Annotated in this window: 13 protein-coding genes; 5 read left to right on the top strand and 8 right to left on the bottom strand. The window is 63.4% G+C overall.

Annotated features, from left to right (window positions below; genetic code table 11):
* Positions 1–6: 6 nt before the first annotated feature.
* The 7 genes from EJ069_RS20275 to EJ069_RS20305 form a co-directional block, all read right to left on the bottom strand.
* A complete protein-coding gene (locus EJ069_RS20275) occupies positions 7–1506 on the bottom strand; it encodes a CpaF family protein (protein WP_126062816.1) in 1500 nt (499 codons plus the stop codon).
* Between the two features lie 30 nt (positions 1507–1536).
* Positions 1537–2820 carry a CpaE family protein gene (locus tag EJ069_RS20280; RefSeq protein ID WP_189341456.1) on the bottom strand — a complete coding sequence of 428 codons (1284 nt, stop codon included), beginning with the start codon at positions 2818–2820 and terminating at the stop codon, positions 1537–1539.
* Between the two features lie 30 nt (positions 2821–2850).
* Positions 2851–3582, bottom strand: coding sequence for a CpaD family pilus assembly protein (locus EJ069_RS20285; protein WP_126062818.1), 732 nt, complete (start codon positions 3580–3582; stop codon positions 2851–2853).
* 14 nt (positions 3583–3596) lie between these two features.
* The gene (locus EJ069_RS20290; RefSeq protein ID WP_126062819.1) at positions 3597–5123 is read right to left on the bottom strand and encodes a type II and III secretion system protein family protein; all 1527 of its coding nucleotides are present in this window, start codon (positions 5121–5123) and stop codon (positions 3597–3599) included.
* Complete coding sequence (gene cpaB, locus EJ069_RS20295; protein WP_126062820.1) at positions 5120–5932, bottom strand: Flp pilus assembly protein CpaB; 813 nt, start codon at positions 5930–5932, stop codon at positions 5120–5122. Before cpaB ends, EJ069_RS20290 begins: the two co-directional genes overlap by 4 nt.
* 197 nt (positions 5933–6129) lie before the next feature.
* The gene (locus EJ069_RS20300; RefSeq protein WP_126062821.1) at positions 6130–6648 is read right to left on the bottom strand and encodes a prepilin peptidase; all 519 of its coding nucleotides are present in this window, start codon (positions 6646–6648) and stop codon (positions 6130–6132) included.
* A gap of 145 nt (positions 6649–6793) precedes the next feature.
* Positions 6794–6976 (bottom strand): Flp family type IVb pilin, encoded by a 183-nt coding sequence (locus tag EJ069_RS20305; protein WP_126062822.1) that lies wholly within the window; start codon positions 6974–6976, stop codon positions 6794–6796.
* Positions 6977–7332: 356 nt separating this feature from the next.
* Between EJ069_RS20305 and EJ069_RS20310 the strand changes: the two genes are divergently transcribed.
* The 3 genes from EJ069_RS20310 to EJ069_RS20320 all read left to right on the top strand — a co-directional run bounded on the left by EJ069_RS20310 (position 7333) and on the right by EJ069_RS20320 (position 9136).
* A complete protein-coding gene (locus EJ069_RS20310) occupies positions 7333–7755 on the top strand; it encodes a pilus assembly protein N-terminal domain-containing protein (RefSeq protein ID WP_126062823.1) in 423 nt (140 codons plus the stop codon).
* A gap of 137 nt (positions 7756–7892) precedes the next feature.
* Positions 7893–8486 carry a TadE/TadG family type IV pilus assembly protein gene (locus EJ069_RS20315; protein ID WP_126062824.1) on the top strand — a complete coding sequence of 198 codons (594 nt, stop codon included), beginning with the start codon at positions 7893–7895 and terminating at the stop codon, positions 8484–8486.
* Positions 8487–8524: 38 nt separating this feature from the next.
* Positions 8525–9136, top strand: a complete 612-nt coding sequence (locus EJ069_RS20320; protein WP_126064822.1) for a TadE/TadG family type IV pilus assembly protein — start codon at positions 8525–8527, stop codon at positions 9134–9136.
* 4 nt (positions 9137–9140) lie between these two features.
* Here EJ069_RS20320 and EJ069_RS20325 read toward each other — a convergent pair whose 3' ends face one another.
* A complete protein-coding gene (locus EJ069_RS20325; RefSeq protein WP_126062825.1) occupies positions 9141–10079 on the bottom strand; it encodes a PhnD/SsuA/transferrin family substrate-binding protein in 939 nt (312 codons plus the stop codon).
* A gap of 132 nt (positions 10080–10211) precedes the next feature.
* Between EJ069_RS20325 and EJ069_RS20330 the strand changes: the two genes are divergently transcribed.
* Positions 10212–11450, top strand: coding sequence for a phosphopentomutase (locus tag EJ069_RS20330; RefSeq protein WP_126064823.1), 1239 nt, complete (start codon positions 10212–10214; stop codon positions 11448–11450).
* Positions 11443–12333 carry a bifunctional DNA-formamidopyrimidine glycosylase/DNA-(apurinic or apyrimidinic site) lyase gene (mutM, locus tag EJ069_RS20335; protein ID WP_126062826.1) on the top strand — a complete coding sequence of 297 codons (891 nt, stop codon included), beginning with the start codon at positions 11443–11445 and terminating at the stop codon, positions 12331–12333. The genes EJ069_RS20330 and mutM overlap by 8 nt, the downstream gene beginning before the upstream one ends.
* The last annotated feature ends 4 nt before the right edge of the window (positions 12334–12337 follow it).

Genomic DNA, 12337 nt, shown 5'->3' on the forward strand with positions numbered 1-12337 from the left:
GACAAATCAGTCAGCGCGTTTCTCCATCGCCTCGAGCGCATTGGCGAGGCGCTGCTCCTCGCCATAGTAGCGGGCGCGATCCCAGAAATGCGGGCGGCCGATGCCCGTCGACACATGCTCGCCGACCAGCCGGCCGCTCGAGTCCTCTCCCTTGATGTTATAGAGGACGAGATCCTGGGTGATGATGACGTCGCCTTCCATGCCGACCACCTCGGTGATGTGGGTGATGCGGCGCGACCCGTCGCGCAGGCGAGCGGCCTGGATGATCACGTCGATCGAGCCGACGACGATCTCGCGCACCGTGCGCTGCGGCAGCGAATAGCCGCCCATGGCGATCATCGATTCGATACGGTTGAGGCATTCGCGCGGGCTGTTCGAGTGGATCGTTCCCATCGAGCCGTCGTGACCGGTGTTCATCGCCTGCAGAAGGTCGAACACTTCCGGTCCGCGCACTTCGCCGACGATGATGCGCTCGGGCCGCATGCGCAGGCAGTTCTTGACGAGATCGCGCATGGTCACCTCGCCCTCGCCCTCGAGATTGGGCGGCCGGGTTTCCAGACGCACCACATGCGGCTGTTGCAACTGCAGTTCGGCCGAGTCCTCGCAGGTGATGACCCGCTCCTCGCGGTCGATATAGTTGGTCAGGCAGTTGAGCAGCGTCGTCTTGCCGGAGCCGGTGCCGCCCGAGATGACGACATTGCAGCGGACACGGCCTATGATCTTGAGGATTTCCGCGCCTTGCGGCGAGATGGCGCCGAACTTGACCAGCTGGTCCAGCGTCAGCTTGTCCTTCTTGAACTTGCGGATGGTGAGCGCGGTGCCGTCGATGGAGAGCGGCGGCGCGATGACGTTGACGCGCGAGCCGTCGGGCAGGCGCGCGTCGCAGATCGGGCTCGATTCATCGACACGACGGCCGACCTGGCTGACGATGCGCTGGCAGATGTTGAGCAGCTGCTGGTTGTCGCGGAAGCGGACTCCGGTCTGTTCGACCTTGCCGTTGACTTCGATGTAGACGTTCTTGAAGCCGTTGACCATGATGTCGGCTATATCGTCGCGGGCAAGTAACGGCTCTAGCGGTCCATAGCCCAGAACGTCGTTGCAGATGTCTTCGAGCAGCTCCTCCTGCTCGGAGATCGACATCGCGAAATTCTTGATCGCGATAATGTCGTTGACGATGTCGCGGATTTCCTCGCGCGCGCTCTCGGGATCGAGCTTGGCGAGCTGCGACAGGTCGATCGTGTCGATGAGCGCGGAGAAAACCTGGCTCTTGGTGTCGTAATAGGTCTCTGAGCGCTCGCGCTGGACCCTTCTTGGCGGCTCGGGCGCCATCGGCGGCGCCTCGACGGGACGGCGAGCCGGCGGCGCGGGCGGCGCGCTGTACGCCGGCGCGGCCGGCCGCTCGGCCGTCATCGTTCCCGTCGAAGCGGGAGCGGCGGGAGCCGACGCCGGCGGACGGAATTCGGGCGTCACCCGGTTGCCGTCGTCTTTGCCTCTCTTACCAAACATGATCGACTACCCGATGCCGCTCAAACAGCGTCATTTCTTGTTGCGCGAGAGCTTGCCGAGGATCGAACCCAGGCCCGCCTTCTTCTTGGTCTTGATTTCGCTCCGTCCGGTCAGCACATGCGCTATCTCATTGATGATGGCAACGACCGGGTTCTTGGCGTCCATCTCGGTCAGCATGCGGCCGTTGTTGGCGGCATTGCCGAACAGCAGCGGTTCGAAATTGATCACCGCCATGGGCGCGATGCCGAGCGGCTCGGCGAAATCGGAAGGCGCTATTTCCGGCCGTTTCGGCACACCTGCCTGGTTGATGATCAGCTTCGGCGGCGGATCATTCGGGCGCAGCCGCTTCAGCATGTCCACCAAGTTCTTGGTGTTGCGAAGATTTGCGAGCTCGGGCGTGGCGGTGATGACGATCTCGTCGGCCTTGACCAGCGTGCTCTTCGTCCACCCGCTCCAGATGTGAGGGATATCGAGAACCAGCAGGGGCGCGCTACGCTGCGCCGTCTCGATGACCTGCGAGAACGCCTCGGCGTCGAAATCGTAGACGCGCTCCAAGGTGGAGGGGGCCGCAAGCAGGGACAGATGCTCGGCGCATTGCGCGAGCAGGCGATCGAGATAGACCTCATCGACGCGCTCGGGCGAAAACACGGCCTCTGCGATGCCCTGAGCCGGATCCTGATCAAAGTTGATGTTGGCGGTGCCGAAGGCAAGGTCGAGATCGGCGATGACGACTTCGGACTTGAACAGCGACGACATCGCCCAGGCCGTATTGTGAGCAATGGTCGATGAGCCGACGCCGCCCTTGGCGCCGATGAAGGCGATCGAGCGGCCGATCGGCTCCGATTCCGGATCGACGAAGATCGACGACACGACGCTGACGATGTCGGACATCGAGACCGGCGCGATGACATATTCGGAAATGCCTGAACGGATGAGCTCGCGGTAGAGCCCGACATCGTTGTAGTGGCCGATGACCACGACCTTGGACGACGGATCGCAATACTCAGCGAGCTGGCCGAGCTGTTCGAGCAGTTGCTTCGGCTCGCTGCGCGATTCCAGCAGGATCAGGTTCGGTGTCGGCGCGGACTGATAGAACTCGATCGCGGTCGGAACGCCGCCCATATGGACCTTGAGATGGGCCTTGGCCATCCGGCGATCCTCGGCGGCGCGCTCCACGGGGCTGGCGACGCCTTCGGTCTCGCAGAAAGCCTGGATCGAAATGCGCGGCACGGGGCGCAGCGCCTGCATGGCGGCGATGTCCTGCTGCGAAAGGTCGCCGGTTTCCGCGGGCGTGTCGTAGGCAAGATTGCTCATCGTCATGCTCTTTCCGTCGTCTTGCGCGGCTCAGTACGTCACTTCAGAATTGCCCAGGAACTCGTCGGAGATGCCCCTCGCCCGGTACACGTCGATCACTGCGCCACGGTTTTCGGCGTCGATTTCGGACTGCTTGCGCGGCCCGATCAGATCGTTGGGGTTGGCGACCTGGGCCGCGAGATTGTTCTGGTAGGAGCAGCCGAAGTCGGCATAGTGCTTGTTCTCCGACGTCTCGGTCAGGTCGTCGGGCCAACGCCCGCATTTGTCGGTCTGGGCCCGCACCGCGACGAAGGCGACACGCACCGGCGCGGACGCCTCCGGCACGGCCGACTGATAGGATGTCATGACGATGCGGTTGCGCTTGACGCCGGCCGCCATGGCGAGCCTGGCAAAATCGCGGCCGGCGGCGCGGGCGGCGACCTCGTTGGCGGAGCCGGATGGCATCGCGATCGTCAGCGCCGGCGCGGCGCTCTTGTCGTAGCCGTCAAGGAAACCAAGCAGCGCGTCGCGCTGCTTGCCGGTCATGCCGCGATCGCCGGCGCCGACCGGCAGATCGATCTTCTGGTTCTTCTCGGCAATGACGATCGGATGCGTCGTGCGGTAGTCGTCCGGGATCGACCCGACCGTGACGCTGTCGCGATTGGCGCATCCGGCGAGCGACGCCGCAAGGGCCACCGCCAGTGCCGGGAGCACCTGCCGGCGGATTCTTGCTATGCCGGATGCTGTCCGGGCCGTCATGACCTTCGATACTGACTTGGACATGTCCGTTTTCCCGCTCATTTGTAGATGAAGCCGACAACGCCGTGATACCGGCCCGGCGGCCTGTCGGTCTGCATGGTGCCGTAGACGCGATTGACGCGGCCAAGGAACATGCCGGCGCCGTCGCTCGGCGGGTTGAAATTGTCATCCGGCTTGGCCAGGTCGTTGCGCGCCACCGGCCGCGCCAGATAGGGCGTGATGATGATGACGAGCTCGCTTTCGTTGCGGACGAAGTCGCGGCTGCGGAAGAGCGTCCCGAGCACGGGGATCTTAGTCAGGCCGGGCAATCCGGTGACAGCCTGCCTGAGATCGTCGCGCACGAGGCCCGCGATCATCATCGAACCGCCGGAAGGCAGTTCCACCGTCGTATCGGCCAAGCGCTTGCGCAGCGACAAAGCGTTCATGCCGATGTTCCGATTGTCTGTGGATGCCGATACAGATCCTTCGGTCGTCGGTTCGGAAACCGACGTCCTCACCTTCAGGCTTATGCGACCGGGCGACAGAACAACCGGCTGAAACTCCAGCCCGATGCCGTACTCGATCTTGTCGAGCGAATAGTTCTGCAGACCGGTCTGGTTGTCGGTGGACACGTTGGCGGAAACGCTCTTCACAATATTGTACTCGCCGCCGACCTTGAAGGTCGCCTTTTCCCCGGACACGGCGGTCAAAGTCGGCTCAGCCAGGGTCTTCATGACCCCCGACTGTTCCATTGCGTTGATATAGGACTGCAGCCCTGACGAGCTGATAGAGAGGCCCGCGTTCGACAGCGGTTTGCCAAGACCCATGTAAGGATCGCTGAGCGCCGCCCAGGAAATGCCGTTGCTGCCGCCGCTGGCGAGCATATTGACGCCGAGCTGTTTCATCACCGAGCGGCTGACTTCGGCGACGGTCACCTTGAGCGTCACCTGATCGTCGCCGATGATCTGCAACAGGTTGACGATCTTGGAGACCCGGCGTTCTTGGTCGGGGTTGTTGATGTCGACGCCGCCATTGACCGAGCCGCCGGCGGCGGTCTGCGAATATTGACCGGTGGTCGCTTCACCGCCCGAGACGAAGATGGTCGCGAGATCGACGGCGCGCTTGGCGTCGAGCGGCGTGTCGACCATCCCGGTAAGGACAACGTTATCGTTGAGCAGCTCGACCTTGATCTGCGAGGACGGGATGAAACGCTTGAGATAATCCTCCAGCCCGGCGACGTCGCGCTCGACGGCCAGATCCAGGCTGACGATCTGCTCGCCATTGGGACCGAAGACAAAGATGTTGGTCTCGCCGACCGCCTTGCCGAACAGGTAGATGCGCCGCGCCGTGCGCGTCACGGCATCAGCAACCGCCGGATTGGCGACGAGGATGTCATAGGCATCATTCGGCAGATCGATGACCACGGATTTGTTGAGGCCGAGCTTGACGCGTTGCGTGGCGACGGAAGCCGATACGCCGGCGCTCGCGGCTTTGGCTTCGACCAATCCCGAGGCGTTGGTGCCAATCAGAAGCAGGCCGATCGCCGCGGCCGCCAGGAAGGGCAGCAGTTTACTGTTTAGCCTCATTTCCTTGCTCCAACCTCGGAAACCTCGCCCGATTTGATCAGACGCACCGTTCCGCGTCGGCCATTGCCGTTGACCAGATAATCGGCTTCGTCCGCATTCTTTTCGTGGATGTCGGTGATCGGACGCAGCGCGAGCGTCAGGCGGTCCGCCATCTGCTGCGCGACGGTGATGATCTCTGCCTGTTGCGGCGTCAGCTCCAGTGTCGCGGTCTGGCCGACCCTGGTCTTCTTGCCTTCCTCATCTTCCTGGATGGTCTGGTCGATGGCCAGCACCCGGATGTTCTTGAGGATGGTCTCGGTGTTGAAGCCGCTGCCGCCGTTGCCGGTGTCGGCGCGGCGGGTCATGATGACGTCGACGAAGTCGTTGGGCAGGATGAAGCCGCCGGCGGAGGTGTCGGCCGATATCGCGGTGGCGACAGCGCGCATCCCTGAAGGCAGGATCGACGACATGAAGCTCTGCCCCTCGCCGACCAGCTTGGAGCGGCGCAGCGGCTCGCCCGTATACATGGCGACGCGCGCTACCGAGCCCTTGAGCTTTTCGACCGCGTCAGGTTCGGCGGCGCGTGTGATGAAATTGGCATTGACGCCGTCGGCCGGCCATTGTTCCCAGCTGATGTTGTTGCCGAGCTGGCTGCCCATTGCCACATCGCCGGAAAGCACCAGCACGTCCTGCAACGCGACCGCCGGCTGCGCGGGCGCATTGACAACGACCTGCGCTGGCGGCGCCACCACCATGTTCTTGGCGACATAGCCCGCGCCACCCGCCGCGACCGCAGCCACGCCCAGAATAATCAATCGGGATGCTGGCATTCGTCCGAAACCCTTCGCCTCGTGGCAAACCACCCACGCCTGGCCGGACTTTGCAGCCGCAATCGTCAAAACAAGGTTAATGTAATGCTTACGATCGTGATTAATTTAAGGTTTACTCAAATTAGATCGAACGGCCCGCCGTTAACAAAAAAGGCGGCCAGGCCGCCTTCGGTCGCCGACATCGATGTCACCAAAACCTATGCCGTAAGCCTCTGCAGCGCCCAGACCATCAGCGGCGAATCCGGGAACGTGATCAGTCCACCGGCGCCAAGCGCGATGCCATAGGGAATGCCCACTTTCTCGTCGGCAAAGTAGCGCAGGAATCGGCTGTGGCCGGTATACGCGGCCAGCGGCGATTTCCGGTAAGCCAGGATTGCGATGGTCAGCAGTCCCCCGATGAAAGCCGACGTCACCAGATAGCCGATCAAGTTGATGTTGAGGCCCATCCAAAGAGCGGTCGCGGCCAGAAGCTTGGCGTCGCCGCCGCCCATGCCGCCGAGCGCAAAGAGGCCGAATGTCGTGGCAAGCACGAGGGCGCCGGCGGCGAAGTGCCAGCCATAGGTCGCCCAGTCCATCCCGGTGAGCGGCGCGACAAGCGCGAATGTCGCCACCAGCAATACGGGAATGCGGTTGGCGATCGTCATCGACAACGTATCGGAGATCGCAGCAAACAGCATGCAGAATGGGAAGACGACGAAGATTATGGCTTCGAGCATGAACAGGTGCCGTGAGACAATACCGCGCGCACTCTAAAGCATGGCGCATTAACGATCGGTGAGCAGGGTAGCCGGATGCTGCAACGAACAAGGGCCGCCGCGAGGCAGCCCTTGTGTCAGAATGACTTCGCCGTCCCTCGGCTTATCACGGGCCCGACGGGGCGTTGTTGACAGCCGTGGCGATCGCAGCGAACTTGGTATTCAGCGCGGTGCCAAGCGAGGTGGCGCCGACCATGATGGCGAGCGCGATGAGAGCGGCGATCAGACCGTATTCGATGGCGGTCGCGCCGGATTCGTCCTTCACGAAACGTGCAATGAGATTAGACATGCGAGAGCTCCTACTCCACGTGTTACAGCACTTCCGTCAACTTCTCTTTGCGGTTGATCGGATGCTGCAAATCTAGGGAGAAGCCGTTTCGATCGGCTTAATAAACAGCCTTACCGATTCCTTTCCGGGCGCGAACGCACTGCGTGGTTAACCGCGGCCTAAACATTGTCAGCCGGCTCGAGGATCGAGCAAAGCGGCGCAAACCTGCGCTTGTGCAATGTTACTAAAACAGGAAGCGCCGTCGGCGCGTGGACGGGCGAGGCAAAGTCCTTAATCGCGGCCTGGTCCGGTTTAACCGTTGCTTCACCAATCTCGTTCATGTTCCGTTGAAGAATCCGCCTGCCGGGAGCTGTTCAATGAGGTTGTCGAGATCGCTGTTTCCAGTCGCCGCGCTGCTGGCGGCTGCAGCCTTGGTGATGCCGGCCAGGGCCGGCGCGGGTGTCGAAGTGACCATGAACCAGGCAAAGATCGTCAAATTGTCCCGTGCGGCCGACACCGTCGTCATCGGCAACCCGGCCATCGCCGATGCCTCGGTGCAGGACGCCTCGACCATCGTTCTCACCGGCAAAGGTTTTGGCGTCACCAATCTGGTCGTGCTCGACTCGGACGGCAGCCCGATCATCGATGAACAGGTGACCGTCGTGCGACAGGCCGCTTCCTCGGTGCGCATCTACAGGCGTGCCGAAGTCCAGACCATGTCCTGCACGCCTTATTGCGAGAGCGCCTACAAGACCGACGCCGAGAAGGCTTCCGAGACCGAAATGAGCGCTGCGCACTAAGCCCGAAGAGAGCGTCAGAGCAAGCGTTAAGGACAGCTTAAAGCCTGCCCGGCGAATTTAACGATCATCCAAACCGGACCTCAATGGGTTTTCGCTACCTTGCCGCCGGTACCGCAAGGGGATCGGCAGGAACGCAAATGAGCAAGGACGCCACATCCGGCGACGGCGTGGACAGCACGGCGCGCGGCAAACCCCGCCCCGGCTTCTTCAGTGACAGACGCGGCAGCACGGCAATGGAATTTGCGATGCTTGCCATCCCGTTCGCGCTTCTCGTCTTCGCTATTCTCGAGAGCTGCATCTCCTTTGCCGGCCAGGAGGTGATGGCCAACATCACCGACGATGTCGCCCGCCAGTTGCGGACCGGCCAGTTGCAGAAGTCGAACGTCACCGAAGCCTCTATCAAGCAGCTGATCTGCAGCAGGCTGGAGATCATGGTGGCCAAGGACTGCCCGGGATTGCTGGTGGACCTGCGTGAATATCCGAGCTTCGCCGACGCAGCCACGGCGGGCTTCAAGATTGTGGATGGAGATATCGTGCTTACACAGGGCGCGAGCACGACAACCCCCGCCGTCTCGCCGGGATTGGCAGAGTCCATCAACATGTTGCGGGTGTTCTACAAATGGCCGGTGATGACCGATTTCCTGGCCCAGTCGATGGCAAATCTGAAGGACAAGAAAACACTGCATTTCGCTTCGGTGACCTGGCAGAACGAGCCATTCGACGACAATTGAGGCTGCTCGACGGCTAAAGCCGCGGCGTGGAGGACGATATGCATAGTGCGGGGGCACTCCGGGGGGTTCCGGCGAAAGTTGAGCGGTTTTGCCGTGATCGCCGCGGCGTCGCGGCGATCGAGTTCGCGTTCATCGTGCCGGTACTGCTGATCATGTATTTCATCACGATGGAGGCCTCGCAGGCCATCGAGACCAGCAAGAAGGTCAGCCGCATCGGCAGCATGGTGGCGGATCTCGTCACGCAACAGCAGACCGTCGTGAAGGCCAACCTCGATGCAATAATGAAGATCGGCACATCGACGCTGCAGCCTTACAACCGTTCATTGCCGACGATCATCATCACAGGAATACAGATCACGGACGAAGCGACGCCGAGGGTGCAGGTCGCATGGTCGCGCAAGCTGGTGGGCACCACCTACAGCGCGGACGCGGCTGTGAATTCGATCACCACGGTGCCGGCGACGCTGACGATCCGCAACACCTTCCTGGTCCGGGTCGAGAGCGACCTCGGCTACAAACCGATCATCACCTGGTCCGCCAGCGATTCGCAGGGGCTCGGATTGACCTCGGCCTTCAACAACATATCGATGAGCGAGACCTACTACCTGCGGCCTCGCCGAAGCCCGACCATCCCCTGCAGCGACTGCTGACAGGCTACTCCTGTCCTGCCGTTTCCCGCCGCACGATCGCCTCGGCCATCGCATAATCCTTCTGCGAGACCGGCACGAAGCCGCCGGTATGCGCCCTCTCCAGAAGGTCGTACACATCGGGCGTCTGCGATTTGAGATTGGTCAGGAAGACGGTCAGCCGTCGTTTCGCCTCTGGATCGAGATCGCTGCGGACTGCATGCGGCCCGTAGCGCAACAGGGCGGAGGTCCATAACACCGTAAGCGACGCCCCAGGAATGCCGGCAGCCTCCAGCCGCTCGACCGTGCCGCCGGAATGGGCGGCTTGGCCGTCGGCATCGGCCGGCTCCCAGCCGAACAGGCCATCCGCGTCGCCGCCGCCCAACATCGTCTCGGCCGCCGTGGCCGAGACAGCGCGTGCCAGGAACGGCGAATCCTGCGCAATCTTGACCCCTGCGGCGGAAAGGGCCGCCAGCGGCAGCAGCGCGCCGCCGACATTGTCGGCCGGCGCAATCGCGATCCGATGCGAAGCCATGGCGGCAAGATCCTGAAGCCTGCCGTCGCGCGTCACCAGGACGGAGCGGATGCCGACGGCGCCGTCGGCGTCGACCGGCGCCACCAGTGGCTCGACACAGCCGCAGCGCTCCGAGGCCGTGGCATAGGCAAGCGCCGAATAGACCGCGTATTGCACGCGACCGCTCGCCTGCGCCTCGATCAGCGCCGCGTAGTCACGCGCAACGACGAACTCGACCTTCATGCCGAGCGCGCTGGCATAGGCTTCCGTCAGACGCGCAAGCCCAGGGACGGTGTTGCCGCCGCCCGGCTCGGCAACGATGCCGATACGGAACGTGCCGATGTCGTCACGCCAGTCGGCGTGTGCCGGCCATGCGGCGGCGCCGGACGCCAAGAGAGCGGCCGCGCACATTTTCACGGCCTGCCTTGCCGCGGTCTTGCCGCGCCTCGCCATGCTTGCTTTGCTCCCGCGATATCCACGCCTCGTCGCAACTATGGCGCGAAGCGGTTGCGGTTTGGTTTCCGATTTGCCAACGCCGCCGCGGAACCCTATGTCTGGCAGCCAGGACTGACAACAATGACACCCATGGCGCGCGCGTTCCTGTTCGTTCTCGATTCTTTCGGCATCGGCGGCGCGGCCGACGCCGAACGCTATGGCGATGCTGGCGCCGACACGTTCGGACATATCTTCAAGGCCTGCGCCGAAGGCCGCGCCGACCGGGAAGGTCTACGCAAAGGACCGCTCGCCGTGCCCAACATGATGTCGCTCGGGCTTGGCCTGGCGGCACGGACGGCAACCGGACTGCAGCTCGACGCCGACACGCCGCTGATCGCCTCGGCCTTCCACGGCGCCGCCCAGGAGGTGTCAAGCGGCAAGGACACGCCGTCGGGCCATTGGGAGATCGCAGGACTGCCCGTGCGCTTCGACTGGGGCTATTTTCCCGACACGGTGCCTGCCTTCCCGGCCGAGCTGACCGACGCGATCATCCGCGAAGGCAAGGTGCTGGGTATCCTCGGCAATTGCCATGCGCCGGGAACCGAGATCATCGAGCGGCTCGGCGAAGAGCATATCCGCACCGGCAGACCGATCTGTTACACGTCGGTGGACTCCGTGTTGCAGATCGCCGCGCATGAAACGCATTTCGGCCTGGAGCGGCTTTATGAGCTTTGCCTGACGGTGCGCCGGCTCGTCGATCGCTTGAAGATCGGCCGCGTGATCGCGCGGCCTTTCGTGGGCGAGACGCCCGCCACGTTCCAGCGCACCCACAACCGCCGCGACTATGCGGTGCCGCCGCCTGAGCCGACCCTGCTCGACCGGCTGACGGAGCGCGGCAGCAAGGTCATCGCGGTCGGCAAGATCGGCGACATCTTCGCTCATCGCGGCATCTCGCAGGTGCGCAAGGCAGGCGGCAACATGGCGATGTTCGACAAGGCGCTCGGCGCCATGGACGATGCCGGCGAAGGCGACCTGGTCTTCGCCAATTTCGTCGACTTCGACACCGAGTTCGGCCACCGGCGCGATGTCGCCGGCTATGCCGCCGCGCTCGAGGCCTTCGACCGCCGGCTGCCCGAGGCGCTGTCGCGCATCAGGCCGGGCGACCTTCTCATCCTCACCGCCGATCACGGCAACGACCCGACCTGGCGCGGCACCGACCATACGCGTGAGCGCGTCCCGGTGATCGGCATCGGGCCGGGGCTGAAGGGCGGCGACATCGGGCTGAGGCCAACCTTCGCCGATATCGGCGAAACCGTCGCGGATCACCTTGGCCTGGCAGCCGGACGCCATGGAACATCATTCCTCGCAATGATAGGCGTCCATGCCTGAACTGCCTGAAGTCGAAACCGTCCGGCGCGGACTGCAGCCGGTCCTGGAAGGGGCGCGGCTGGTCAAGGTCGAAGCGCGCAGGCCCGACCTTCGCTTTCCTTTTCCCGAGCGCTTTTCGGAGCGGCTGACAGGCAAGACCGTGACGGCGCTTGGCCGGCGCGCCAAATATCTGACGATGCATGTCGAAGATGGTCCGGTGCTGATCTGCCACCTCGGCATGTCGGGGTCATTCCGGGTCGAAACCGCCGGGAGCAGCGGGGTTCCCGGCTCCTTCCATCACGAGCGCTCGAAGATCGCCGCGCACGACCACGTCGTGTTCGACGTCACCTCGCCGATGGGCGTGCGGTCCAGCATCATCTTCAACGACCCGCGCCGCTTCGGCTTCATGCTGTTTGCCGAAGGCTCGCCGGACACGCATCCGATGCTGGCGGGACTCGGCATCGAGCCAACCGGCAACGCGCTCGACGGCCCCCTGCTCGCCTCGCTGCTGAAGGATCGCAGATCGCCGCTCAAGGCGGCGCTGCTCGACCAGCGCCTGATCGCCGGGCTCGGCAATATATATGTCTCGGAAGCACTGTGGCGCGCCGGGCTCTCGCCGCTGCGCGAGGCCGGCACCATCGCTGGCTCGGCCAAGAAGGCGAAAGGACAAAGCGAACGCCTCGCCGAGGCGATCCGCTCGGTCATCGCCGATGCGATCGCCGCCGGCGGCTCGTCGCTGCGCGACTATGTCCAGGCCGACGGATCGCTCGGCTATTTCCAGCACTCCTTCGCCGTCTACGATCGCGAAGGAGAGCCATGCCAGAAGCCGGGCTGCCGTGGCCACGTCGAACGCATTGTGCAGAGCGGCCGCTCGACCTTCTATTGCCGGACCTGTCAGCGGTAAGCTA

The organism is Mesorhizobium sp. M2A.F.Ca.ET.043.05.1.1 (assembly GCF_003952445.1).
Taxonomy (GTDB): domain Bacteria; phylum Pseudomonadota; class Alphaproteobacteria; order Rhizobiales; family Rhizobiaceae; genus Mesorhizobium.

Bases quoted from the DNA above. Each gene is read 5' to 3' on its own strand.
- EJ069_RS20275 (WP_126062816.1), bottom strand. From the start codon at position 1,506: ATGTTTGGTAAGAGAGGCAAAGACGACGGCAACCGGGTGACGCCCGAA.
- EJ069_RS20280 (WP_189341456.1), bottom strand. From the start codon at position 2,820: ATGAGCAATCTTGCCTACGACACGCCCGCGGAAACCGGCGACCTTTCG.
- EJ069_RS20285 (WP_126062818.1), bottom strand. From the start codon at position 3,582: ATGTCCAAGTCAGTATCGAAGGTCATGACGGCCCGGACAGCATCCGGC.
- EJ069_RS20290 (WP_126062819.1), bottom strand. From the start codon at position 5,123: ATGAGGCTAAACAGTAAACTGCTGCCCTTCCTGGCGGCCGCGGCGATC.
- cpaB (WP_126062820.1), bottom strand. From the start codon at position 5,932: ATGCCAGCATCCCGATTGATTATTCTGGGCGTGGCTGCGGTCGCGGCG.
- EJ069_RS20300 (WP_126062821.1), bottom strand. From the start codon at position 6,648: ATGCTCGAAGCCATAATCTTCGTCGTCTTCCCATTCTGCATGCTGTTT.
- EJ069_RS20305 (WP_126062822.1), bottom strand. From the start codon at position 6,976: ATGTCTAATCTCATTGCACGTTTCGTGAAGGACGAATCCGGCGCGACC.
- EJ069_RS20310 (WP_126062823.1), top strand. From the start codon at position 7,333: ATGAGGTTGTCGAGATCGCTGTTTCCAGTCGCCGCGCTGCTGGCGGCT.
- EJ069_RS20315 (WP_126062824.1), top strand. From the start codon at position 7,893: ATGAGCAAGGACGCCACATCCGGCGACGGCGTGGACAGCACGGCGCGC.
- EJ069_RS20320 (WP_126064822.1), top strand. From the start codon at position 8,525: ATGCATAGTGCGGGGGCACTCCGGGGGGTTCCGGCGAAAGTTGAGCGG.
- EJ069_RS20325 (WP_126062825.1), bottom strand. From the start codon at position 10,079: ATGGCGAGGCGCGGCAAGACCGCGGCAAGGCAGGCCGTGAAAATGTGC.
- EJ069_RS20330 (WP_126064823.1), top strand. From the start codon at position 10,212: ATGGCGCGCGCGTTCCTGTTCGTTCTCGATTCTTTCGGCATCGGCGGC.
- mutM (WP_126062826.1), top strand. From the start codon at position 11,443: ATGCCTGAACTGCCTGAAGTCGAAACCGTCCGGCGCGGACTGCAGCCG.